This is a genomic window from Streptomyces sp. NPDC094032, assembly GCF_040303965.1.
GTDB lineage: Bacteria > Actinomycetota > Actinomycetes > Streptomycetales > Streptomycetaceae > Streptomyces.
Genome location: NZ_JBEOUE010000019.1, coordinates 18,477 through 39,762, shown reverse-complemented (window position 1 = coordinate 39,762; position 21,286 = coordinate 18,477). Strand labels below are relative to the sequence as shown.

General features: G+C 71.9%; 22 protein-coding genes. 13 read left to right on the top strand and 9 right to left on the bottom strand.

Features of this window, described 5'->3' with window-relative positions:
* Nucleotides 1-6: 6 nt before the first annotated feature.
* Nucleotides 7-1,974 carry an APC family permease gene (locus ABTZ54_RS24690; protein WP_351666912.1) on the bottom strand — a complete coding sequence of 656 codons (1,968 nt, stop codon included), beginning with the start codon at nucleotides 1,972-1,974 and terminating at the stop codon, nucleotides 7-9.
* A gap of 98 nt (nucleotides 1,975-2,072) precedes the next feature.
* Here ABTZ54_RS24690 and ABTZ54_RS24685 point away from each other — a divergent pair, with 98 nt between their 5' ends.
* Nucleotides 2,073-2,504: a MerR family transcriptional regulator gene (locus ABTZ54_RS24685; RefSeq protein WP_351666910.1), complete on the top strand. Its 432-nt coding sequence runs from the start codon at nucleotides 2,073-2,075 to the stop codon at nucleotides 2,502-2,504.
* 22 nt (nucleotides 2,505-2,526) lie between these two features.
* Here the strand turns inward: ABTZ54_RS24685 and ABTZ54_RS24680 are convergent, their stop codons facing one another.
* Nucleotides 2,527-3,375, bottom strand: coding sequence for an ABC transporter substrate-binding protein (locus ABTZ54_RS24680; RefSeq protein ID WP_351666908.1), 849 nt, complete (start codon nucleotides 3,373-3,375; stop codon nucleotides 2,527-2,529).
* A gap of 251 nt (nucleotides 3,376-3,626) precedes the next feature.
* Between ABTZ54_RS24680 and ABTZ54_RS24675 the strand changes: the two genes are divergently transcribed.
* The 3 genes from ABTZ54_RS24675 (at nucleotide 3,627) to ABTZ54_RS24665 (ending at nucleotide 5,392) form a co-directional block, all read left to right on the top strand.
* Complete coding sequence (locus ABTZ54_RS24675) at nucleotides 3,627-3,869, top strand: hypothetical protein (RefSeq protein ID WP_351666906.1); 243 nt, start codon at nucleotides 3,627-3,629, stop codon at nucleotides 3,867-3,869.
* Nucleotides 3,870-4,004: 135 nt separating this feature from the next.
* Nucleotides 4,005-4,835, top strand: coding sequence for a DUF6597 domain-containing transcriptional factor (locus tag ABTZ54_RS24670; RefSeq protein ID WP_351666904.1), 831 nt, complete (start codon nucleotides 4,005-4,007; stop codon nucleotides 4,833-4,835).
* A gap of 14 nt (nucleotides 4,836-4,849) precedes the next feature.
* Nucleotides 4,850-5,392 (top strand): GNAT family N-acetyltransferase, encoded by a 543-nt coding sequence (locus ABTZ54_RS24665; protein ID WP_351666902.1) that lies wholly within the window; start codon nucleotides 4,850-4,852, stop codon nucleotides 5,390-5,392.
* Here the strand turns inward: ABTZ54_RS24665 and ABTZ54_RS24660 are convergent.
* Nucleotides 5,373-5,816, bottom strand: a complete 444-nt coding sequence (locus tag ABTZ54_RS24660; RefSeq protein WP_351666900.1) for a GNAT family N-acetyltransferase — start codon at nucleotides 5,814-5,816, stop codon at nucleotides 5,373-5,375. The genes ABTZ54_RS24665 and ABTZ54_RS24660 overlap by 20 nt on opposite strands.
* A gap of 78 nt (nucleotides 5,817-5,894) precedes the next feature.
* On the opposite strand from ABTZ54_RS24660, the gene ABTZ54_RS24655 reads away from it, so the two are divergent.
* On the top strand, nucleotides 5,895-6,635 hold the full coding sequence (locus ABTZ54_RS24655; protein WP_351666898.1) for a Mut7-C RNAse domain-containing protein: 741 nt from the start codon (nucleotides 5,895-5,897) through the stop codon (nucleotides 6,633-6,635).
* Between the two features lie 15 nt (nucleotides 6,636-6,650).
* Here ABTZ54_RS24655 and ABTZ54_RS24650 read toward each other — a convergent pair whose 3' ends face one another.
* Nucleotides 6,651-7,211 (bottom strand): TetR/AcrR family transcriptional regulator, encoded by a 561-nt coding sequence (locus ABTZ54_RS24650; protein WP_351666896.1) that lies wholly within the window; start codon nucleotides 7,209-7,211, stop codon nucleotides 6,651-6,653.
* Nucleotides 7,212-7,340: 129 nt separating this feature from the next.
* Between ABTZ54_RS24650 and ABTZ54_RS24645 the strand changes: the two genes are divergently transcribed.
* Nucleotides 7,341-8,768: an FAD-dependent monooxygenase gene (locus ABTZ54_RS24645; protein ID WP_351666894.1), complete on the top strand. Its 1,428-nt coding sequence runs from the start codon at nucleotides 7,341-7,343 to the stop codon at nucleotides 8,766-8,768.
* A gap of 13 nt (nucleotides 8,769-8,781) precedes the next feature.
* Here the strand turns inward: ABTZ54_RS24645 and ABTZ54_RS24640 are convergent, their stop codons facing one another.
* Nucleotides 8,782-9,258, bottom strand: a complete 477-nt coding sequence (locus ABTZ54_RS24640; protein ID WP_351666892.1) for a hypothetical protein — start codon at nucleotides 9,256-9,258, stop codon at nucleotides 8,782-8,784.
* Between the two features lie 108 nt (nucleotides 9,259-9,366).
* Here ABTZ54_RS24640 and ABTZ54_RS24635 point away from each other — a divergent pair, with 108 nt between their 5' ends.
* The 3 genes from ABTZ54_RS24635 to ABTZ54_RS24625 all read left to right on the top strand — a co-directional run bounded on the left by ABTZ54_RS24635 (nucleotide 9,367) and on the right by ABTZ54_RS24625 (nucleotide 11,577).
* Nucleotides 9,367-9,702: a YnfA family protein gene (locus ABTZ54_RS24635; protein WP_351666890.1), complete on the top strand. Its 336-nt coding sequence runs from the start codon at nucleotides 9,367-9,369 to the stop codon at nucleotides 9,700-9,702.
* A gap of 65 nt (nucleotides 9,703-9,767) precedes the next feature.
* Nucleotides 9,768-10,532, top strand: a complete 765-nt coding sequence (locus ABTZ54_RS24630) for an SDR family NAD(P)-dependent oxidoreductase (RefSeq protein WP_351666888.1) — start codon at nucleotides 9,768-9,770, stop codon at nucleotides 10,530-10,532.
* A 154-nt stretch (nucleotides 10,533-10,686) separates the two neighbouring features.
* Nucleotides 10,687-11,577: an LAGLIDADG family homing endonuclease gene (locus ABTZ54_RS24625; protein WP_351666886.1), complete on the top strand. Its 891-nt coding sequence runs from the start codon at nucleotides 10,687-10,689 to the stop codon at nucleotides 11,575-11,577.
* Here the strand turns inward: ABTZ54_RS24625 and ABTZ54_RS24620 are convergent.
* Nucleotides 11,567-12,760 carry an RtcB family protein gene (locus ABTZ54_RS24620; protein ID WP_351666884.1) on the bottom strand — a complete coding sequence of 398 codons (1,194 nt, stop codon included), beginning with the start codon at nucleotides 12,758-12,760 and terminating at the stop codon, nucleotides 11,567-11,569. The two genes, ABTZ54_RS24625 and ABTZ54_RS24620, sit on opposite strands and share 11 nt — an antisense overlap.
* Nucleotides 12,761-12,934: 174 nt before the next feature.
* Between ABTZ54_RS24620 and ABTZ54_RS24615 the strand changes: the two genes are divergently transcribed.
* The 3 genes from ABTZ54_RS24615 to ABTZ54_RS24605 all read left to right on the top strand — a co-directional run bounded on the left by ABTZ54_RS24615 (nucleotide 12,935) and on the right by ABTZ54_RS24605 (nucleotide 16,021).
* Nucleotides 12,935-13,783, top strand: coding sequence for a DUF3558 domain-containing protein (locus ABTZ54_RS24615; RefSeq protein WP_351666882.1), 849 nt, complete (start codon nucleotides 12,935-12,937; stop codon nucleotides 13,781-13,783).
* Between the two features lie 117 nt (nucleotides 13,784-13,900).
* Entirely contained in the window at nucleotides 13,901-14,638 is a 738-nt protein-coding gene (locus ABTZ54_RS24610) for a DUF3558 domain-containing protein (protein WP_351666880.1), read from the top strand.
* Nucleotides 14,639-14,755: 117 nt separating this feature from the next.
* Entirely contained in the window at nucleotides 14,756-16,021 is a 1,266-nt protein-coding gene (locus ABTZ54_RS24605) for a DUF2637 domain-containing protein (RefSeq protein WP_351666878.1), read from the top strand.
* A 44-nt stretch (nucleotides 16,022-16,065) separates the two neighbouring features.
* On the opposite strand, the gene ABTZ54_RS24600 is transcribed toward ABTZ54_RS24605, so the two are convergent.
* On the bottom strand, nucleotides 16,066-16,278 hold the full coding sequence (locus ABTZ54_RS24600) for a hypothetical protein (protein ID WP_351666876.1): 213 nt from the start codon (nucleotides 16,276-16,278) through the stop codon (nucleotides 16,066-16,068).
* A 133-nt stretch (nucleotides 16,279-16,411) separates the two neighbouring features.
* Nucleotides 16,412-18,133 carry a lysine--tRNA ligase gene (lysS, locus tag ABTZ54_RS24595; protein ID WP_351666874.1) on the bottom strand — a complete coding sequence of 574 codons (1,722 nt, stop codon included), beginning with the start codon at nucleotides 18,131-18,133 and terminating at the stop codon, nucleotides 16,412-16,414.
* 203 nt (nucleotides 18,134-18,336) lie between these two features.
* Between lysS and argS the strand changes: the two genes are divergently transcribed.
* Entirely contained in the window at nucleotides 18,337-20,115 is a 1,779-nt protein-coding gene (gene argS, locus ABTZ54_RS24590; RefSeq protein ID WP_351666872.1) for an arginine--tRNA ligase, read from the top strand.
* Between the two features lie 31 nt (nucleotides 20,116-20,146).
* Here argS and ABTZ54_RS24585 read toward each other — a convergent pair whose 3' ends face one another.
* The gene (locus ABTZ54_RS24585; RefSeq protein ID WP_351666870.1) at nucleotides 20,147-21,250 is read right to left on the bottom strand and encodes a helix-turn-helix domain-containing protein; all 1,104 of its coding nucleotides are present in this window, start codon (nucleotides 21,248-21,250) and stop codon (nucleotides 20,147-20,149) included.
* Nucleotides 21,251-21,286 lie beyond the last annotated feature (36 nt).

Here is a 21,286-nt window from a genome sequence, read left to right as displayed (position 1 = left end):
CACGTCCTAGGAGTCCCGGCGCGCCGCCTCGGCGGCGGCCCTCGCGCGCTCGGCGGCCAGCTCCCGGGCCGAGGCGAGCCGGTAGGGCACGTCGATGACGACGACGTTCTTCATGAACAGCAGCCGGGCCTTGAGCCGGAACGCGCTCTGGTTGTGCAGCGGCTGCTCCCACCAGCGCCCGACGACGTACTCGGGGATGACGACGGAGAGCACCGAGTCGGGCGAACGCTCGGGCGCGTCGCGGATGTGCCGCAGCAGCGGCTGGACGATCGAGCGGTAGGGCGAGCTCAGCACCCGCAGCGGTACGTCGATGCCGTGGGCCTCCCAGGAGGCGCGCAGGGCCTCCGCCGCGGCCGGGTCCTCGGCGACGGTGACCGCCGCCAGCGAGGCCGGCTTCAGGGTCTTCGCGTACGACAGGGCGCGCAGGCTCGGCGCGCTGACCGAGGACACCAGGACCAGCACGTGGTTGGCGGCGAGCGGGTGCGGGTGGGCGTCGGGGGCGACGGCCACCTCGGCGGCGACGGCGTCGTAGTGCTTGCGCACCCCCTTCATCCCGGCGAAGAGCAGCGGCATCGCGATGACGACGATCCAGGCGCCGTGGGTGAACTTGGTGATCAGGACGATGACGAGGACGACCGCCGTCAGACAGGCCCCGAACGCGTTGATCGACAGCCGCCGCAGGATGTGCACCCGCTGGGCGGCCCCCTCCGGCGTGGCGAGTTCTCGCCGCCAGTGCTTGACCATGCCCGCCTGGGACAGGGTGAAGGAGACGAAGACGCCGAGGATGTAGAGCTGGATGAGCCGGGTGAGGTTGGCGTCGAAGGCGACGATCAGGGCGATGGCGGCCAGCGCCAGGAGGAGGACGCCGTTGGAGTGGACGAGCCGGTCGCCGCGGTGGACCAGCTGCCGGGGCGCGAAGCGGTCGCGGCCCAGGACGGAGGCGAGCATCGGGAAGCCGTTGAAGGCGGTGTTGGCCGCCAGGACGAGGACGCCCGCGGTGACGGCCTGGAGGGCGTAGAAGAGGACGTGCCAGTCGCCGAAGGTGGCGCGCCCGATCTGCGCGAGGGCGGTCGAGGTGGGGGTGCCGGGGGGCAGCCCCAACTGGGTCGGGTTCTCGGCGACATGCACCTTGTAGACCATGGCGAGCACCGTGATCCCGAAGAACATGGTCACGGAGAGCCCGCCCATGACCGCCAGGGTGGTGGCCGCGTTGCGGCTCTTGGGCTTCGTGAAGGCGGGCACGCCGTTGCTGATCGCCTCGACGCCGGTCAGCGCCGTGCAGCCGGAGGCGAAGGCCCGCAGCCCCAGCAGCACGAGCGCGAGCCCCGAGTAGGTGGAGACCGCCTCGACGGGCAGGTCCGCCGACTCGGCGCGGATCGTCTCGCCGCTCGCCATCCGCACCGCCGCGACCGCGAACATCAGGTAGATCACGGTGATGAACGCGTAGGTGGGCAGGGCGAACCAGCGGCCCGACTCCCGTACCCCGCGCAGGTTCAGCCAGGCGAGCACGGCCACGAACCCCACCGACATCAGCGTCGCGTGCCCGTCGAGCGCCGGGACCGCGGAGGTGATCGCGGCGACCCCGGAGACGACGGAGACGGCGACGGTCATCACGTAGTCGATGAGCAGCGCGCTGGCCGCGGTGAGGGCCGCGGTGGTGCCCAGGTTCTCGGCGGAGACGACGTACGCCCCGCCGCCGCCCGGGTAGGCGTAGCAGGTCTGCCGGTAGGAGGCGACGACCACGAGCAGCAGGACGACGATGCCGACCGCCGCGTACCAGGCCAGATGGAGCACGGCGAGGCCGCCGAGGGCCAGGATCAGCAGGATCTCCTCCGTGGCGTAGGCCACCGAGGAGAGCGGGTCGCTGCAGAAGATCGGCAGGGCGAGGCGCTTGGGCAGCAGGGTCTCACCGAGCCGCGCGCTGTCCAACGGACGTCCTACCAGCAGGCGTTTCGCCACGCTTCCAGCTCTCATAAGTGCTGAAGTTAGGACGAATCGGATGTAATGCGCGGAAGCCGCGCCCGCCGGCGGCCCGGACGGGGCCCGCCCGTACGAGGAAGGACCCGACCAGCGTGAGCACAGCCCCCACAGCCCCCCGCGCCACCGGCGACCCCCTGCACATCGGCGAGGTCGCCGCGCGCACCGAGCTGCCCCTGCGCACCATCCGCCAGTACGAGGACAGCGGCCTCGTCGTCCCGTCCGCGGCCTCCGAGGGCGGCTTCCCGCTCTACACGGACGCCGACGTGGCCCGCCTGATGGTGATCCGCCGGATGAAGCCGCTCGGCTTCACCCTCGACGAGACCCGCGACCTGCTCACCGCCGTCGACCGCCTCGCCGCCGACACCCCGGACACCCCCGACGAACTCGACCCGCCCACCCGCGCCACCCTCGTCGCCCGCGTCCGCGGCTACGAACGCGCCGCGACCGCCCGCGTCGCGGAACTCCACGCCCAGCTGACGAGGGCGGAGGAGTTCGCGGCGTCGTTGCGGGCGCGGTTGCCGTAGGGGTGCTCGGGGGGCGTCGGTGCTACTCCCGCTCGATCTCCAGCGCCGCCGCCAGGTCCTGGAAGAAGCGGGCGCAGGCGGTGGGGCTCGGCGGGGTCTCCGGGTTCCAGGGGGCCAGCCGGGCCCCCGGCGGGACCGCGTGCGGCGGCACCGCGTTGGCCCGGCTGTCGAACAGCACCAGGTCCGGCGCGAGCCCCACCGCGTGCTCCCAGTCGGTCGTCAGCCAGTTCGCGCCGGGACCCGGCCCCGGATCCACGAACCGCACCCCCAGCTCGGCCAGCCGCGCCAGCTCCGGCCAGGCCTGCGGCCGCGCCAGGTGCACCTGCTCGGGCCCGGCCCCGGACAGCGCAAGCACCCCCACGTCCGCGCGCCCCGCCGCCGCCCGCAGCGCCGCCTCCGCGTCGCCCACCCGGCCCGAGGGCCCCGCCGCCGCGCCCAGCGCGCCCGCCAGCTCCCCGAACCGGTCCACGATCGCCGCCAGCGTCAACTCGTTGCCGACCGACAGCGCCACCAGCGGCACCCCGAGCCCCTCGACGAGCGCCTCGTCCACCGCGTACGGGCTCTTCCCGTCGTACGTCACGTCCACGACCAGGTCCACGCCGCCCAGCGCCCGCAGCCGCGCCACGTCCAGCGCCCGGCCAGGACCGAGATACGGCACGCCGGCCGCCGCCAGACCGCCCGCCTTGACCGGATCGAGCAGGTCGCCGTCGTGCCCGGAGCCGTACACGGCGACCGGCCGCACCCCCAGGTCCAGCAGGGCCGCCCCGGCCCGTACGTACGCCACCACCCGCTCCGGCCTGCGCCCCGCCGCCAGGGCCGTACCCCGGTCGTCCGTGAAACCCCACCCGCCCGTACCCGTCGCGTCAGTCATGGGCCCGCTCCCTCCCCGGCCGGAAACCTCCGTCCCCGCCACCTTGAAGCGGTTCCACCACGCGCACAAGAGGGCCTCCGCTCCGGCGCGCACCCCGGGACTTTGGTCCCGTACCCCCCTGCCGAAAGACCCCCAGGGTGGTGTTAACTGAACGGGTCGGGAGGAAGCAGTAGGAATCGACAGCACCGTACGGGCGTGCGCCCCCTGCCATGGGCCCCGCCGCCGCACGGTCCCCCGCCCTGGAGTCAGCCATGACCTTGCCCGGCCAGTTCTCGGACCCCCGCGTGATCACCCTCTTCGGCCTCCTCGCCCTGTCCGCCGCGGTCTGGTTCGCCCTCGGCCTGCGCGCCCGCGCCCGCCGCGACCGGGCGAACACCCCGCTGGAGCGGATCTGGCACCCGCAGGAGACGGTCGCCCTCACCCCCGCCGAGGAACACGCCTTCGGCCAGGTCGTCTCCCGCCTCTCCCTCGGCACGGCGGGGCGGCTGCGCTGAGACGGGGGGAGGGCCCTCGGCCGCGCCTCCCCGCCCAGGTCCTTGGGCGGACCTCGGCCGGACCCCCTCCTGTCCGCGCCCGGACCCCCGCCCAGGTCCTTGAAGGATCCCCCCGGACCGGACACCATGCCCCGCATGACCTCCGCCCCAGGACCCCGCCGTGACACCCGGGGCATCGTGGACCCCGCCGAACTCCTCGCCCGCGTCCGCTTCCGCCGCCACTCCCCCGCGCCCGCGCTCCGCCCGTACCTGGAGCACTACTGGCTGATCGACTGGGACCTGACGGAGCCGTACGCGTCCCAGGTGGTCCCGCACCCCTCGGTGAACGTGGTGTTCGAGCGCGGTGAGGAGACGGGGGACTCCGCCGTGCTCTCCGGCATCGGCCTCGGGCTCTACACGAAGACGCTGACCGGCACCGGCCGAGCCTGCGGTGTGCAGTTCCGCCCGGGCGGCTTCCGCCCGTTCGCTCCGGCGTGGCCGCTCTCGCAGTGGACGGGCCGGATCCTCCCGCTCACGGAGGCGTTCCCCGCCACCGGCCCCGCCGAGCGCGCGGACGTCCTCTCCCCCGCCGACGACGCGGCCCGCGTGGCCGCCCTCGACGCCTTCCTGCTGGCCCACGGCCCCGCCCCCGACCCGGCCGCCGACCAGGCGATGGCGCTGGTCGACCTGGTCCGCACGGACCGCGCGATGCGCCGCGTCTCGGTCCTCGCCCACGAGGCCGGGCTCACGCCGCGCTCGCTCCAGCGCCTGTTCGCGGCGTACGTCGGCGTCGGCCCGAAGTGGGTCATCCTCCGCTACCGCATCCACGAGGCCCTGGAACGGGCCCGCCCGGAGCCCGGCGCCCCGGACTGGGCCCGGCTCGCCGCCGAACTCGGCTACAGCGACCAGGCCCATCTCGTACGGGACTTCACGGCGATGGTGGGCGTGCCGCCGACGACGTACGCGAAGGCACTGTCAGTGCCGTGACCTAGGGTGCGCGCATGGACCACGAGCGCGGAAACGGCACGGTACGGCTCGAACCCTGGGCGGAGGGGGACTTCTGGCTGCTCCAGGCCATGAACGCACCGGAGCTGATGGAGCATCTGGGCGGCCCGGAGACCGAGAAGCAGCTCGCGGCCCGGCAGCTGCGCTACGAGCGCCTGAGCGTGGACCCCGACCGCGCGGGGTGCATGTTCCGGATCGTGCTGCTGCCGGAGGAGCGGGCGGTGGGCGCGATCGGCTTCTGGGAGCACAGGTCGGAGGAGGCCGGGGCCTCGGCCTACGAGACGGGCTGGACCGTGCTCCCGGGCTTCCAGGGCCGCGGCGTGGCGACGGCGGCGACGCTCGCGGTGGTGGAACGGGCCCGCGCCGAGGGCCGCTTCCCCCACCTGCACGCCTACCCGTCCACGAAGAACGCGCCGTCGAACGCGGTGTGCCGCAAGGCGGGCTTCACGCTCCTCGCGGAGCGGGAGCTCGAATACCCGCCGGGTCACCCGATGCGGTGCAACGACTGGCGGCTCGACCTCACTCCCCCCGGGGCTTGAGCATCCGGGTGAAGTGGAAGGCGACGATGTCGAAGCGCTCGCGCAGATAGAAGCGGTGGGCTCCGGTGCGGTGGGTGCCGGAGTCCAGGTTCAGCTCGAAGCAGCCGGCCGCGCGGGCGTGCCCTTCGAGGTGCTCGACGAGCGCGTGCCCGACCCCGCCGGACCGGCTGACGGCCTTGGTCACCAGATCGTCCACGTACAGCTTCTTCACGGAGCTGGTGTTGTGGACGATCCGCCACCCGGCCACGCCCACGCACGCCCCGTCGTCGGCGTAGGCGGCGCTGAACCGCAGCCCCTGCGGGTGCCCCCGCTCGTACACGTCCCGGAACAGCTCCGGCGTCAGATGCGGCCGCAGCTCGCCGAGGACGGGCAGGAGATCGGACTCAAGGCGCGGGTCGCCAGGCTCGACATCGATGATCTTCATGCCGGGACCGTACCCCGGGCCCTCGCGCGCGACAGGAAATCCGTGGCCGGGCGGGTGCTCCGGTGCCATCCTGTCCCCGTGAACGGACCGGAGATCCAGATCAGTTTCGCCCCCGCCCTGCGCCTCTTCGTCGCGGCCGACCGCCGCACGGGCCGCAGCGCCGTGACGACCGACGGCTCGTCCTCGCTCGGCCATGTGGTCGAGTCGCTGGGCGTACCGCTGACCGAGGCCGGGCGGCTGCTCGTGGACGGGCGCCCGGTGGAGCCCTCGCACGTCCCCGCGGCCGGCGAGACCGTCGAGGTCGAGGGCGTCGAACGCCCCCAGCCGGTCCCCGGCGCCCCGCTCCGGTTCCTGCTCGACGTCCACCTCGGCACGCTCGCCCGGCGGCTGCGCCTGCTCGGCGTCGACGCGGCGTACGAGAGCGAGGACATCGGCGACCCGGCGCTGGCCGCGCTGTCGGCGAAGGACCGGCGCGTGCTGCTCTCCCGCGACCGCGGCCTGCTGCGCCGCCGGGAGCTGTGGGCGGGCGCGTACGTCTACAGCGACCAGCCCGACGCGCAGCTCCGCGACGTCCTCGGCCGCTTCGCGCCGCGGCTCGCGCCCTGGACCCGCTGCACCGCGTGCAACGGGCCGCTGGCGGAGGCCGACAAGGACATGGTGCGCGAGCGGATCGAGCACGGCACGGAGCGGACGTACGACGTCTTCGCGCAGTGCACGGAGTGCGACCGGGTCTACTGGCGGGGCGCGCACCACGCCCGCCTGGAGACGATCGTCGCGGACGCCGTACGGGAGTTCGGCGACGCGACGGCCCGCCGCTAGACAAGCCGGCTCGGCTCAGGGCTGCTCGGCCGTGAGGTAGCGCTGGATGGTCGGCCCGAGCCATTCGGCGACCTCCTCGCGGGACATCTCGGCGGCGGGCGGCAGGCGCAGCACATAGCGGACGAGCGCCATGCCGAGGATCTGGGAGGCGACGAGCGCGGCCCGGCGCGGCGCCTCGTCGGGGTCGGGGCAGACGCCGCGCGTGATCGGCCCGAGCTGCTGGGCGAATATCTCCCGCATCCGCTCGGTCCCGGCGGGGTTGGTGACGCCGACCCGCAGCAGCCCGGTCAGGACGTCGTCGCGCTCCCAGCGGTCGAGGAAGTGCGTGACGAGCGCGGCGCCGATGTGCCGGGCGGGCAGCCCGCCGAGCTCGGCGAGCTCCAGCTCGAAGTCGGAGGCCGCGGCGAACAGCCCCTCCTTGTTGCCGTAGTAGCGCATGACCATCGACGGGTCGATCCCGGCGTCGCGGGCGATGGCCCGGATGGTGGCGCGCTCGTACCCCTCGCTGGCGAAGTGCTCGCGGGCGGCCTCCAGGATCGCGGCGCGGGTGGCGTCGGAGCGGCGTGCGGTCGTCATGCCAACAACTGTAGGCCAACAGGCGTTGACACACCATGCCGAGCGGGTCCAGAATTGCCAACAAGCGTTGACCAACAGGCGTTGGCCAACGGCCGTTGATGTGCGACCAGGACCCTCCCGGAGGCACCGATGAGCACCCAGGACACGACGGATCCCACCCACACGACCGACACCGACGTCCTCGTCGTCGGCGCGGGCCCCACCGGCCTCCTCCTCGCCGGCGACCTCGCCGCCGCGGGCCTGCGCGTCACCCTGGCCGAACGCAGAGCGCCCGGCATCAGCAACCTCACCCGGGCCTTCAGCGTCCACGCCCGCACCCTGGAGCAGCTCGACGCCCGCGGCCTCGCCGACGAGCTCGTCGCCACCGGCACCCCCGTCACCGACCTCCGCCTCTTCGGCCGCCTCGCCCTCGACCTGTCCCGGCTGCCCTCCCGCTTCCCGTACCTGCTCCTCACCCCGCAGTACGAGGTCGAGCGCCTCCTCGAACGCCGGGCGCGCGCCGCGGGCGTGGACTTCCGGTACGGGACGGAGCTCCGCGGCCTGCACCAGAACACGGACTCGGTGACCGCCGACCTGCTCACGGCGGGGGCCCCTTCCCCCCTCCGCGCCCGCTACCTCGTCGGCACGGACGGCTCACGCAGCACCGTGCGGACCGCCCTCGGCCTCCCCTTCCCCGGCTCGTCGGTGATCCGCTCCATGGTCCTGGCCGACGTCCGCCTCGCCGAGGAGCCGGGCAAGCTGCTCACCGTCACCGCCTCCGAGGACGCCTTCGCCTTCATCGCCCCCTTCGGCGACGGCTGGTACCGGGTGATGGGCTGGGACCGCACCCATCAGGCCGCCGACGACGACCCGGTCGGTCTCGACGAGGTACGGGACATCACCCGCCGCGCCCTCGGCAGCGACCTCGGCATGCACGACGCCCGCTGGATCTCCCGCTTCCACAGCGACGAGCGCCAGGCCCCCGCCTACCGCTCCGGACGCGTCTTCCTCGCCGGGGACGCCGCCCACGTCCACTCCCCGGCCGGCGGGCAGGGCATGAACACCGGCCTCCAGGACGCCGCCAACCTCTCCTGGAAGCTGGCCGCCACCCTGCGCGGCGAGGCCCGGGACCCCGAGGCGCTCCTCGACAGCTACCAGGCCGAACGGCACCCGGTCGGCGCCACCGTCCTGCGCAGCAGCGGCACCCTGGTCCGCCTCGCGATGGCCCACACCCCGCTCCAGCGCACCGCCCGCACCCTCGCGACCCGCCTGCTCGGCACCGTCCGCCCGGCCGCCGACCGCGCCATGGGCCAGATCAGCGGCATCGGCATCGCGTACGCGTACGCGTCCGGGGCCCGGCGCGCCCCGGACGAGCCCCTGCGCGAGGGCCGCCTGTACGAGGCACTGCGCGAAGGCCACTTCGTCCTGATCACCCCGAGGACCACACCCGCCACGTTGCCCCCGGCCGCTCCGATCGCGATGGACCGCCTCACCCGGACCACCTGGGCAGACCCGACCCGCCGCGACACCCTCCTGGTCCGCCCGGACGGCTACACGGTCCCGCTCAGGAGGCCCTAGCCACTAGCCCGCATCAGAAGACATACGGATCCCCGGTGGCGAGCACGAGCACCCGATGCCGGTCGTTCCGCGAGTTCCGGTCGACGACCCCGTCCCGCCAGACCGTACGGATGTCCACGGTCAGCTCGTCCGGCCGCCCGGCGGTCCGCAGATCCAGGGCCAGCTCCCCGACCGCCCCGGCCGCCCGCAGCGCGCCGGTGCGGCAGGACACCACCCGGTCGCTGCTCCACAGGCAGGCCGGCGGCAGCTCCTGGCCGCCCGCCATGGGCTCCGAGAAGGCGAGCCGCACGGTCGCCTGGGAGACGTTCGAGGGCCCGTGGTTCTCGCTGACCAGCCACACTCCGAGCCGCCCGTCCCACAGGGAGACATGGCCGTGGTGGGCCAGATCCGCCTCCGCCTCGGGCCCGACGGCGACGGCGCCGCTTCCCGCACCGGCCACCAGGGCAGCGGCGAGGGCCGCGCCGAGCAGAGCCTTACGCATCACACTCATGCCCAGAAGATACCGAAATAACCCACATTTTCTGACGATCAGTCAGCCAGCGTGTCCCACGGAGCCCGGAGCCCACCCTCCCCCCACCCCGGATGACACCCTTCCCCCATGCTGATCGCCCGCTCCATCGCCCTGTTCGTCCTCGCCGCCCTCCTTGAGATCGGCGGCGCCTGGCTCGTCTGGCAAGGCGTCCGGGAACACCGCGGCTGGATCTGGATCGGCGCCGGAGTCATCGCCCTCGGCGTCTACGGCTTCGTGGCCACCCTCCAGCCCGACGCCGAGTTCGGCCGGGTCCTCGCCGCCTACGGCGGCGTGTTCGTCGCCGGCTCCCTCGCCTGGGGCATGGTCGCCGACGGCTACCGCCCGGACCGCTGGGACGTCACCGGCGCCCTGATCTGCCTCGCGGGCATGGCCGTGATCATGTACGCCCCGCGCGGCCACTGACCCCCGCCCGCCTATCCTGACCGGGCGATCGACCCGTAATCGACCACACGCGCGAGGAGCACGTCATGACTGCCGCCGGTACCCCCATCGCCGTCGTCACCGGAGCGAGCGGCGGAATCGGCGCCGCCACCGCCCGACAGCTGGCCGCCGCCGGCTACCGCGTGGTCCTGACCGCCCGCCGCAAGGACCGCATCGAGGCCCTCGCCGCCGAGATCAACGAGGCCGGCCACCAGGCCACCGCCTACGCCCTCGACGTCACCGACCGCGCGGCCGTCGACGAGTTCGCCACCGCGTTCCGCAGCCTCGCCGTCCTGGTCAACAACGCGGGCGGCGCACTCGGCGCCGACCCCGTCGCCACCGGCGACCCGGAGGACTGGCGCCGGATGTACGAGGTCAACGTCATCGGCACGCTCCACATCACCCAGGCCCTCCTCCCGGCCCTCACCGCGAGCGGCGACGGCACCGTGGTCGTCCTCTCCTCCACCGCGGGCCACGCCACCTACGAGGGCGGCGCGGGCTACGTGGCGGCCAAGAACGGCGCCCGCGTCCTCGCCGAGACCCTCCGCCTGGAGATCGTCGGCACCCCGGTCCGCGTCATCGAGATCGCCCCCGGCATGGTCAAGACCGAGGAGTTCGCCACCACCCGCTTCCGCGGCGACACCGAGAAGGCCGCCAAGGTCTACGCGGGCGTGGCCGAGCCCCTCACGGCCGACGACGTGGCCGACACGATCACCTGGGCCTGCACCCGCCCCCCACACGTCAACATCGACCTCCTCGTCGTCCGCCCCCGAGCCCAGGCCTCCAACACCAAGGTCCACCGCGAACTCTGACGACCACCGCCCACTCATTCGAGTGAACGGCCCCAAAGCCCCTACCGAGTGCGAAACCCGAACCTAGGCTCGACACAACTCCATACAGAACGGCCCTCGGCCGGGACTGCAATCCCCACCGAGGGCCTCACCATCAGGAAGGCGAAAACTTCCCATGGCTGAACACGACCCTAACCCGCCGACCCTCTTCGACCTCGCCGCACCCACGACACCGTTCATGGACCTCGAAGACCCCGAGTACGCCTACATGTTCGGCTTCCTCCAGGCGGACGGCCACCTCTCGCACGGCGCAGGCCAGAAGGGCAGACTGGCTGTCGAGATCAACGCGCGGGACGCCCACATCCTCGGCGAGTTCCAGCGCCTGACCCCGTACTACAGCTCCATCACGCACCGAGTTCGCGACACCAACTTCGCCGAGCAGCACCACTCCGCCACATGGTCCCTGTTCGCGCTCGAAGCCAGGACCATCGTCAACGAGCTCGGGATCCCCTACGGCAAGAAGTCGCGCACCATCAAACCTCCCCGGGTCGAGTTCTCCCGAGCGGACTACATCCGCGGACTCATCGACGCCGACGGATCGCTCGGCTGGACGGCGCAGGGCCTCCCGTTCCTCTCGTTCACGTCGGCCAGCACAGCCGTGGCCGTATACCTGTGCCACTACGCGAAGAAGGTCACGGGTGCGGAGCGCATCGCCCGGCGGAACACCCGCGACCAGGTCTACGTCACCACCTACCACAAGGAACAGGCACAGCAGCTCGCCGAGCACCTCTACTACCCCGGCTGCCTGGCCCTGGACCACAAGAAGGCCAACGCCGCGGCGATCCAGACCTGGGTACGCCCGGCACATATGAGGTTCGCACCGCCCCGCCGACGCTGGACCGAGGCGGACGACCGCGAGTTGCTCCGCCTCGGCGACCCCGCCGCCGCGGCCACCGCCCTCGACCGTACCGAGCAGAGCTGCGCCATGCGCCTGTGGCGGCTCCGCACCGGCCAGGCATCGAAACCCGTCAGCCGGCCCGCCGTCAGCCACGCTGTCAGCCCTTGACGCAGATGACCTGCTTCAGCTTCGCGACCACCTCGACCAGGTCCCGCTGCTGCTCCATGACCTGCTCGATCGGCTTGTAGGCGCCGGGGATCTCGTCCACGACGCCGGAGTCCTTGCGGCACTCCACGCCCCGGGTCTGCTCCTCCAAGTCCCGCGTCGAGAAGTGCCGCTTGGCCGCGCTCCGGCTCATCCGGCGGCCCGCGCCGTGCGAGGCGGAGTTGAACGACGCCGCATTGCCCAGGCCCTTCACGATGTACGAACCGGTGCCCATCGAACCGGGGATGATCCCGAACTCCCCGGATCCGGCCCTGATCGCTCCCTTACGGGTGACGAGCATGTCCATGCCCTCGTACCGCTCCTCCGCCACGTAGTTGTGGTGGCAGGAGATCACCGGCTCGAAGGTCACCTTCGCCTTGCGGAACTCACGGCGGACGACCTCCTGGAACAGCGCCATCATGATCGCGCGGTTGTACTTGGCGTACTCCTGAGCCCAGAACAGGTCGTTGCGGTACGCCGCCATCTGCGGCGTGTCCGCGATGAACACCGCGAGGTCGCGGTCGACCAGACCCTGGTTGTGCGGCAGCTTCTGCGCCTCGCCGATGTGGTACTCGGCGAGCTCCTTGCCGACGTTCCGTGAACCCGAGTGCAGCATGAGCCACACCGAATCGGACATATCGATACAAAGCTCCACAAAGTGGTTGCCTTGGCCAAGGCTTCCCATCTGCTTCTCGGCCCGCTCCCGCCGGAACTTCACCGAGTCCGCGACCGTGTCGAACCGCGACCACAGCTCGTCGAAGCCCGCCGTCGGGAACTGGAAGAGCCGGCCCGGGTTCACCATCTCGCGGTGCATCCCGCGGCCCACCGGGATGGCCTGCTCGATCTTCGAGCGGAGCCGGGACAGGTCGCCCGGCAGGTCGTTCGCGGTCAGGGAGGTCTTGACGGCGGACATGCCGCAGCCGATGTCCACACCCACCGCCGCCGGGCACACCGCGCCCTGCATCGCGATCACCGAGCCGACCGTCGCGCCCTTGCCGTAATGCACGTCCGGCATGACCGCCAGGCCCTTGATCCACGGGAGGGTCGCCGTGTTCTGGAGCTGCCGCATCGCGCCCTCGTCGACCGACGCCGGGTCGGTCCACAGGCGGATGGGGACCTTCGCGCCCGCCACCTCTACATACGACATACTTCCTCGATTCCCCCATTAAGTCTGATAGCGCAAAAACCGGAGCACAAGCCCGTACAGGTGACTACGGACCGGCATCAACAGCGGCGCGTGCGATAGACATTGTGTTCATCGCCCCATAGGGAGCGACAAACGGTTTTCGGGGATGTCTCCGGGAGAAGGGAGCCTGGGATCGTGCAGCGAAAGGCGTACGTGCCCGGCCGGTCCAGGCCCGCGGTGCTCACCGCGGCCGCCCTCGCCCTCGGTCTGGGAATCGGCCTGAGCGGCTGCTCCGCCGGCCCGACGGCGAACGTCGACGCCGTCGACTCCAAGGCCGGCCCCGCCACCCCGGCCGCGCCCCCAGGCCGCTACCGCACCCTCTTCGAGCCCTGCGGCGCCGTCCCGCAGGCGACCCTGAAGAGCCTGCTCCCGGGCGCCGCCGCGCTGCCCGACGCCGAGCGCGAGCGGGCATACCGGGGGACCGCGGCCGTCACCTTCGACACCGACCGCCGGGTGGGCTGCAGCTGGAAGGCCGACTCCCCGGACGCGGCGCACCGGCTCACCCTGGACATCGAGCGGGTCGTCTCGTACGACCCGGCGGTCAGCGACGCCGACCGGGCGCAGCAGGTGTACGTCACCAAGCAGACGGCGGCCGGTATCCCGGTCGTCCCGAAGACACCGCCCGCGACGGCGACAGCGGCGACGGCGACGACGGCCCCGCCGTCCGGCGCGCACGCCCCGACGGGCAAGCCGCCGGCCGGGACGACCGCCCCTGTCAGTCCCTCCGCCACGCCCACCACCGGTCTCGAACCCCGCTCGCTCGACGGTCTCGGCGAGGTCGCGTTCCTCGACGACGCGCTGTCGGCGACCGGTCCGGCGGGTGCCAAGCGGCTCGTGAGCGTGGTGTTCCGCACATCGAACGTCATCGTGACGGTCCAGTACGAGGAGCAGTCGATGGTGTCGACGGAGGCTCCGGACAGCGGGGAGCTGCAGGAAAAGGCCCGGAATCTGGCTCGGCTGCTCGCGGAGCGGCTGGAGGAGTAGCGGTTCGGACCCGCTCCGTGAGCGGGGTCGGACCACGTAACGTGTCGGGGTACCCCGGCCGCCGGCCGCCCGGTCCGTGCGCCTCGCGGGCCTGTACGACAAGCGACTGAAGGAACCATGCAGCGATCCGCCTCGCGCCTCTCCCGCGTCCTCGCCTGTGCCGCCGTCCCGGTGATGCTCGTCGCCGCCGGGTGCTCGTCCGGCTCCGATTCCGGTGACAAGGGGTCGGGCTCCAAGGACCAGGCCGCGTCCTCGGCGTCCGCGTCGGCGTCCGCGAAGCCCACGCCGACGAAGACGGTGGAGGCGGCGAAGTTCGCGAAGCTGCCCGACGTGTGCAAGGCGGTGTCGGCGAAGACGACGGCGGCTCTGGTGCCGAAGGCGAAGGCGAAGAACGGCACGACGGCCGAGTCGAGCGATGTGACCAGCCGTGGCGGCTGCTCGTGGAACGGTCTTGAGGACAAGGGCGTGAAGGGCTCGCAGTACCGCTGGCTCGATGTGTCCTTCTACCGTTACGAGTCGGACGCGACGCTCGGCAGCGGCCAGGAGCGGGCGACGGAGAACTACGCCAAGGAGCTGGCCAAGTTCCAGGGCACGCAGGGCGCCAAGAAGCTGAAGACGACGGCCGCGGCCGGTGTCGGCGACGAGGCGAGCACGGTGACGTACCAGCTGAAGAAGACCGACGAGGACTTCACGTACGCGTCGGTGGTGGCGCGTACGGGCAATGTGCTGGTGCTGCTTTCGTACAACGGTGCCGGGTACGCGGGTGCGGACGGCCCGTCGGAGAAGGCGATCAGCGAGGGTGCGCTGAAGGCGGCCAAGGAGGCCGTCGCGGCGGTCGCGGTGGCCAACAAGTAGTGGTTTGAGCTGTTTTGCGATGGGCCCGCCCCTCCCCCGGGGGTCGGGCCCTTCGTGTGTGTGCCACGCTGTGCCCGCGAGTTGTCGTTTGACGGGAGGGGATCGCGGGTGGCCGCGATGCAGCTGACACGGACGCACCGGATACTCATCGGCATGGTCGTCGCCGGTGCGCTGATCATCGCCGGGATCGGTTTCGCGGGCTCGTACGCCGCTGTGCGCGAGCTCGCGATCGACAAGGGCTTCGGCACCTTCTCGTACTTCTTCCCCATCGGGATCGACGCGGGCATCTGTGTGCTGCTGGCGCTCGATCTGCTGCTGACGTGGATGCGGATCCCGTTCCCGCTGCTGCGGCAGACGGCGTGGCTGCTGACGGCGGCGACGATCGCGTTCAACGGCGCCGCGGCGTGGCCGGATCCGCTGGGCGTGGGGATGCACGCGGTGATCCCGGTGCTGTTCGTGGTGGCGGTCGAGGCGGCGCGGCACGCGGTGGGCCGGATCGCGGACATCACGGCCGACAAGCACATGGAGGGTGTGCGGCTGACGCGGTGGCTGTTGTCGCCGGTGCCGACGTTCCGGCTGTGGCGGCGGATGAAGCTGTGGGAGCTGCGTTCGTACGAGCAGGTGATCAAGCTGGAGCAGGATCGTTTGATCTACCAGGCGCGGCTCCAGGCGCGTTTCGGGCGGGCGTGGCGGCGCAAGGCGCCGGTGGAGGCGCTGATGCCGCTGCGTCTGGCGAAGTACGGGGTGCCGCTGGCGGAGACGGCGGCGGCGGGTCTGGCGGCGGCGGGCGTGGAGCCGATGCTGTTGCCGCCGGCGCCGCAGCAGTCCCTCCCGGCCCAGCAGCCCCTCCCTGTCCAGCAGGTGCCGCAGGTTCAGCAGGTGCCGCAGCAGCCGGAGTTGCCGCAGGCCGCCGTGGCTCCGGCGCCGCAGCCGGTCGCGGTCGCCGAGGTTCCGCAGCAGGCGCAGGGGCCCGAGGCGGCGCAGCCGGGTTCGCAGGAGAGCCAGTGGTTCGCGGCCCAGGTGTCGCCGGAGACGTATCAGGGTTCGTACAACCCGCAGATCGTGGAGGGTCTTGAGCCGACTCCGGTGCCGATCCCGCAGGGTCCGGAGGATGTTCCTCCGCCGGGTCCCGAGGAGTTCGAGGAGTACTCGGAGTTCGTGGACGAGGAGCCTTCGGGGGACGAGTTCGCGGAGTCGGCGTACAAGGCGATGTGGGACTTCCTGGAGGAGAACCAGGAGTTCCCGACGTCGGAGCAGCTCGACATAAGGCTGAGCGACATGTACGGGATCACGCACCCGCGCAGCGCGTCGATCCTGCGGGAGCTGACGCCGCGACTGCGGCACCGGATCGAGCAGGAGTGGGCGGAGACCCACACGCCGTAGCCCACACGCCGTAGGCCCGCCCCCCGTAGGCGGTGCTGCTCCCGTCAGGCCTTGGCCTTCTTCTTCGCCTTCGCCGTCTCGCCGACCGCGGCGAGCGCGATCCCCACGACGAGGAGCGCGAGGTAGCCGGCGGTGGGGATGTCCCACCACTTCTGGAGCAGGCCCCAGGGGCCGTCTCCGAAGAGGCGGCCTCCGGCGCCGAGTCCGCCTTGGACGAGGGCGATCCATCCGATGACTGCGAGGGCTTCGTTCTTCATGCCTCCACGGTCTCCCGGCGGAGCGGGCGTTACGTCGTGCCCACGGGGGAAGTCGCCCTCCGTCGAAGGATGCAGACGACATGGCGGAGGCCGCCGCCCGCGGTGCGGGTGGCGGCCTCCGTCGTGGTGCGGGTCAGGAACCGAGCAGCTTGCGCACCCGGTCCGCGCCGACGGCGAGGAGCAGGGTGGGCAGGCGGGGGCCGGTCTCGCGGCTGACGAGCAGCTTGTAGAGCAGCGCGAAGAACGAGCGCTGGGCCAGCTTGAGCTCGGGGGTCGGCTTGGCCTCGGGGGTGAGGCCGGCCATGACCTTGGGGACGCCGTAGACCAGGGTGGTCAGGCCGTCGAGCGACCAGTGGCTGTCGAGGCCCTCCAGGAGGAGGCGCAGCGACTCGCGGCCCTCGTCGTCCAGGGTGCCGAGGAGCTCGGTGTCGGGCTCGTCGCGGACGATGGTGCGCTGGTCGGCGGGGACCTGGGTGGTGATCCAGTTCTCCGCGCGGTCGAGGCGGGGGCGGACCTCGTCGAGGCCGGTGACCGGGTTCTCCGGGTCGAGCTCGGTGAGGATGCGCAGGGTCTGCTCGTCGTGGCCCGCGGTGATGTCCATGACGGACGCAAGGGTGCGGTACGGGAGCGGCCTGGGGGTGCGCGGGAGCTCTCCGGCGGCGGTGCGGGCGGCGCGGGTGTGGGCGGCGGCGTCGGCGGGGAGCACCGAGCCGTCGGCGACCTTGGCCTCCAGCTTGTCCCACTCGTCGTAGAGGCGCTGGATCTCCTGGTCGAAGGCGATCTTGAAGGACTGGTTGGGCCTGCGGCGGGCGTAGAGCCAGCGCAGGATCTGCGGCTCCATGATCTCCAGGGCGTCGGCGGGCGTGGGGACGCCGCCGCGCGAGGAGGACATCTTGGCCATGCCGCTGATGCCGACGAAGGCGTACATGGGGCCGATGGGCTGGACGCCGTCGAAGATGGAGACGATCTGCCCGCCGACCTGGAAGGACGAGCCGGGCGAGGAGTGGTCGACGCCGGAGGGCTCGAAGATGACGCCCTCGTAGGCCCAGCGCATGGGCCAGTCGACCTTCCAGACCAGCTTGCCGCGGTTGAACTCGCTGAGCTTGACGGTCTCGGCGAAGCCACAGGAGGTGCAGGTGTAGGCGAGCTCGGTGGTCTCGTCGTCGTACGAGGTGACGGTGGTGAGGTCCTTCTCGCAGCGCTCGCAGTACGGCTTGTACGGGAAGTAGCCGGAGCCGGAGCCCGAGCCGTCGTCCTCGGCGGCGGCGCCGGAGCCCTCGGCGGCCTCCAGCTCGGCCTCGTCGAGGGGCTTCTGGGACTGCTTCTTCGGGGCCTTCTTCGTCCGGTACTGGTCGAGGATGGCGTCGATGTCGCCGCGGTGCTTCATGGCGTGCAGGATCTGCTCGCGGTAGACGCCCGCCGTGTACTGCTCGGTCTGGCTGATGGGGTCGTACTCGACGCCCAGCTCGGCCAGGGCCTCGACCATGGCGGCCTTGAAGTGCTCCGCCCAGTTGGCGTGCGGGGAGCCGGCCGGGGCGGGGACCGAGGTCAGGGGCTTGCCGATGTGCTCGGCCCAGGACTCGTCGATGCCCGCGATGCCGTTGGGCACCTTGCGGTAGCGGTCGTAGTCGTCCCAGGAGATCAGGTGCCGGACCTCGTAACCACGGCGGCGGACCTCGTCGGCGACCAGGTGCGGGGTCATGACCTCGCGCAGGTTGCCCAGGTGGATCGGGCCGGACGGGGAGAGGCCGGAGGCGACGACGACCGGTTTGCCAGGCGCACGTCGCTCCGACTCGGCGATGACCTCGTCCGCGAAACGGGAGACCCAGTCGGTCTCGGTGCTGCTCTGAGCCACGGTCGGTACGTCCTTCTTCCTGGATTCTTTCCGGATTTCCGTACAACGCCTTACAGCCTTGCTCCACTCATTGTCCCAGACGGAACGACGCGCTCCGAGGTTGTCCACAGGCGGAGAAAAGACGTTGCCGCCCCATGGGACACTTGACAGGCGAAATAGACCACCGGATTTTCCCCGGACAGCCTCTACAGGAACGGAAGCTCATGGCCTCGGTCCCTTCCCTCGCTTCGACCGTGCAGCAGCGCCTCGCGGACGGCCTCTCGGCGGCCCTGCCGGACGCCGGGTCCGCCGACCCGCTGCTGCGACGAAGCGACCGGGCCGACTTCCAGGCCAACGGCATCCTGGCGCTGGCGAAGCGGCTGAAGGGCAACCCGCGTGAGCTGGCGACGCAGGTCGTCGCGGCGATCCCGGAGAACGACGTGCTGAAGGAGATCGAGGTCTCGGGCCCCGGCTTCCTCAACATCACGGTGACCGACGAGGCGATCGTGCGGACGCTGGCCGCCCGCGCGGCGGACGCCCGGCTGGGCGTCCCGTTCAACCCGGCGGCGGGCACGACGGTGATCGACTACGCGCAGCCGAACGTGGCGAAGGAGATGCACGTCGGCCATCTGCGGTCGGCGGTCATCGGCGCGGCGATGGTCGAGATCCTGGAGTTCACGGGCGAGACGGTGGTCCGGCGCCACCACATCGGCGACTGGGGCACCCAGTTCGGCATGCTGATCCAGTTCCTGATCGAGCACCCGCACGAGCTGGACCACAAGGCCGACGGCGAAGGCGCCGACCGTTCCGAGGTCTCCGGCGAGGAGGCCATGTCGAACCTGAACCGGCTGTACAAGGCCTCCCGCGCGCTGTTCGACTCCGACGAGGAGTTCAAGGCGCGGGCCCGCGCGCGGGTCGTCGACCTGCAGGCGGGCGACGAGGAGACGCTGGCGCTGTGGCAGCGGTTCGTCGACGAGTCGAAGATCTACTTCTACTCGGTCTTCGACAAGCTGGACATGGACATCCGTGACGCGGACGTGGTCGGCGAGTCCGGTTACAACGAGATGCTGCACGAGACCTGCCGGCTCCTTGAGGAGTCGGGTGTCGCGGTGCGCTCCGAGGGCGCGCTGTGCGTGTTCTTCGACGACGTGAAGGGCCCGGACGGCAACCCGACCCCGCTGATCGTGCAGAAGTCCGACGGCGGCTTCGGCTACGCGGCGACGGACCTGTCCGCGATCCGCGACCGGGTGGGCAACCTGAAGGCGTCGACGCTGCTGTACGTGGTGGACGCCCGCCAGTCGCTGCACTTCAAGATGGTCTTCGAGACGGCCCGCCGGGCCGGCTGGCTGAACGACGAGGTGAAGGCCGTCCAGCTGGCCTTCGGCACGGTGCTCGGCAAGGACGGCAAGCCGTTCAAGACCCGCGAGGGCGAGACGGTCCGCCTGGTGGACCTGCTCGACGAGGCGATCGACCGCGCGTCGGCCGTCGTCCGCGAGAAGGCCCAGGACCTGTCGGAGGCGGAGATCGCCGAGCGGGGCGCCCAGGTCGGCATCGGCGCGGTGAAGTACGCGGACCTGTCGACGTCGGCGGCGCGGGACTACAAGTTCGACCTGGACCAGATGGTCTCGCTCAACGGCGACACGTCGGTGTACCTGCAGTACGCGTACGCCCGGATCCAGTCGATCCTGCGGAAGGCGGGCGACGCGAAGCCGGCCGCCCACCCGGAGCTGGCGCTGGCCGCCTCGGAGCGCGCGCTGGGTCTGCACCTGGACTCGTTCGGCGAGCTCGTCCAGGAGACCGCCGTGGAGTACGCCCCGCACAAGCTGGCGGCCTACCTGTACCAGGTGGCCTCGCTCTACACGACGTTCTACTCGGAGTGCCCGGTCCTGAAGGCCGACACCCCGGAGCAGGTCGAGAACCGCCTGTTCCTGTGCGACCTGACCGCCCGCACCCTCCACCAGGGCATGGCCCTGCTGGGCATCCGCACCCCCGAGCGCCTCTGACGGCACCCGGCGGCACGACGAGGGGCCCGGGTCACGACTGCTTGACCCAGGTCCCCTTGTCGGGCCAGTAGCCGAAGACCGGGCGTCCCTCGATCGCGCTGGTACGGAACAGCTGCCCGCCGTCGTCCACGCGCACCGTCCCGCGCAGGTCGCCGCTGCTCCAGGCGAGCTCCAGGTACCAGGACGCGACGTGCGCCTCGGTGTGGACGTCCAGGTTGAGGACCTGGGGGTCGCCGGTGGACACCTTGTACGGGAAGTTCTTCGCGGGCACCACACGGTCGCCGTCCTGCCCGGCGACGGGCTTCAGGTACGGGCGCGGGGCGTCCAGGTCGACGTCGAAGGTCTGCGGGGTGACGCCGCTGCCGCAGCCGTCGCCCATGGAGTACACCGGCCCGTCCAGCGGCCTGCCGCGCTCGGCGACCCGCACATGGAGCCCGGTGATGACCACCGGCGCCTGGGTGCGGCCGGTGACGGTGAGCTGGAGCTGCATGTGCCCCCCGTCGATCCCGCCGAGCGCGCGGGCCCAGCCGCGGGTGTCCTGCGGCGCGGGCGGCGGCGGCACGTGCCCGGGCTGCTGGTCGAGCACGTAGTACTGGCCGCAGGGCTCGGCCCAGTTGTACGAGCTGATGCCGACGCTCAGCGGCGCGGGAGGCCCGTCGTCCGCACCCTTCCCCGCGGCACCGTCCCGGCTGTCGCCGGCACGCCCCACGACGTACGCGGCGGGAAGGGCGAGCCCGACGACCGCGACGGCGGCGAGCAGGACGAGCAGCCGCTTACGTGACCGGGGGCCGGGCGAGGCGACGGGCGCGGGCCCCTCGGAAGCCTCGTCGGCGGCTTCGTCTCCGACCACGTCGTCCCCATCGGGAGCACTCTCCGTCTCCCCCTTCCCCCGCCTCCTCGCCTCGTCCGCGACGATCCACGCCCGGTGCAGCTCGACGAGCTCGTCGCGGGTGGCCCCGCACAGCCGCCCGAGCCGCTCGACGGGGGCGAAGTCCGTCGGTACGGCGTCCCCGTTGCAGTACCGGTGGAGGGTCGAGGTGCTGACGTGGAGCCGTTTCGCGAGGGCCCCGTAACTGAGCTTCGACCGTTCCTTCAGCCCGCGCATCAGCTCCGCGAAGCCGTCCGCCGCCTCCATCCGTATCTCCCCGCGTCCCGGGAACGCATTCCAGGG

What these genes read in the sequence shown, in the direction of transcription:
- ABTZ54_RS24690 (WP_351666912.1), bottom strand. Translation starts at nt 1,974, where the DNA reads ATGAGAGCTGGAAGCGTGGCGAAACGCCTGCTGGTAGGACGTCCGTTG.
- ABTZ54_RS24680 (WP_351666908.1), bottom strand. Translation starts at nt 3,375, where the DNA reads ATGACTGACGCGACGGGTACGGGCGGGTGGGGTTTCACGGACGACCGG.
- ABTZ54_RS24675 (WP_351666906.1), top strand. Translation starts at nt 3,627, where the DNA reads ATGACCTTGCCCGGCCAGTTCTCGGACCCCCGCGTGATCACCCTCTTC.
- ABTZ54_RS24670 (WP_351666904.1), top strand. Translation starts at nt 4,005, where the DNA reads ATGACCTCCGCCCCAGGACCCCGCCGTGACACCCGGGGCATCGTGGAC.
- ABTZ54_RS24665 (WP_351666902.1), top strand. Translation starts at nt 4,850, where the DNA reads ATGGACCACGAGCGCGGAAACGGCACGGTACGGCTCGAACCCTGGGCG.
- ABTZ54_RS24660 (WP_351666900.1), bottom strand. Translation starts at nt 5,816, where the DNA reads ATGAAGATCATCGATGTCGAGCCTGGCGACCCGCGCCTTGAGTCCGAT.
- ABTZ54_RS24650 (WP_351666896.1), bottom strand. Translation starts at nt 7,211, where the DNA reads ATGACGACCGCACGCCGCTCCGACGCCACCCGCGCCGCGATCCTGGAG.
- ABTZ54_RS24645 (WP_351666894.1), top strand. Translation starts at nt 7,341, where the DNA reads ATGAGCACCCAGGACACGACGGATCCCACCCACACGACCGACACCGAC.
- ABTZ54_RS24640 (WP_351666892.1), bottom strand. Translation starts at nt 9,258, where the DNA reads ATGAGTGTGATGCGTAAGGCTCTGCTCGGCGCGGCCCTCGCCGCTGCC.
- ABTZ54_RS24635 (WP_351666890.1), top strand. Translation starts at nt 9,367, where the DNA reads ATGCTGATCGCCCGCTCCATCGCCCTGTTCGTCCTCGCCGCCCTCCTT.
- ABTZ54_RS24630 (WP_351666888.1), top strand. Translation starts at nt 9,768, where the DNA reads ATGACTGCCGCCGGTACCCCCATCGCCGTCGTCACCGGAGCGAGCGGC.
- ABTZ54_RS24625 (WP_351666886.1), top strand. Translation starts at nt 10,687, where the DNA reads ATGGCTGAACACGACCCTAACCCGCCGACCCTCTTCGACCTCGCCGCA.
- ABTZ54_RS24620 (WP_351666884.1), bottom strand. Translation starts at nt 12,760, where the DNA reads ATGTCGTATGTAGAGGTGGCGGGCGCGAAGGTCCCCATCCGCCTGTGG.
- ABTZ54_RS24610 (WP_351666880.1), top strand. Translation starts at nt 13,901, where the DNA reads ATGCAGCGATCCGCCTCGCGCCTCTCCCGCGTCCTCGCCTGTGCCGCC.
- ABTZ54_RS24605 (WP_351666878.1), top strand. Translation starts at nt 14,756, where the DNA reads ATGCAGCTGACACGGACGCACCGGATACTCATCGGCATGGTCGTCGCC.
- ABTZ54_RS24600 (WP_351666876.1), bottom strand. Translation starts at nt 16,278, where the DNA reads ATGAAGAACGAAGCCCTCGCAGTCATCGGATGGATCGCCCTCGTCCAA.
- argS (WP_351666872.1), top strand. Translation starts at nt 18,337, where the DNA reads ATGGCCTCGGTCCCTTCCCTCGCTTCGACCGTGCAGCAGCGCCTCGCG.
- ABTZ54_RS24585 (WP_351666870.1), bottom strand. Translation starts at nt 21,250, where the DNA reads ATGGAGGCGGCGGACGGCTTCGCGGAGCTGATGCGCGGGCTGAAGGAA.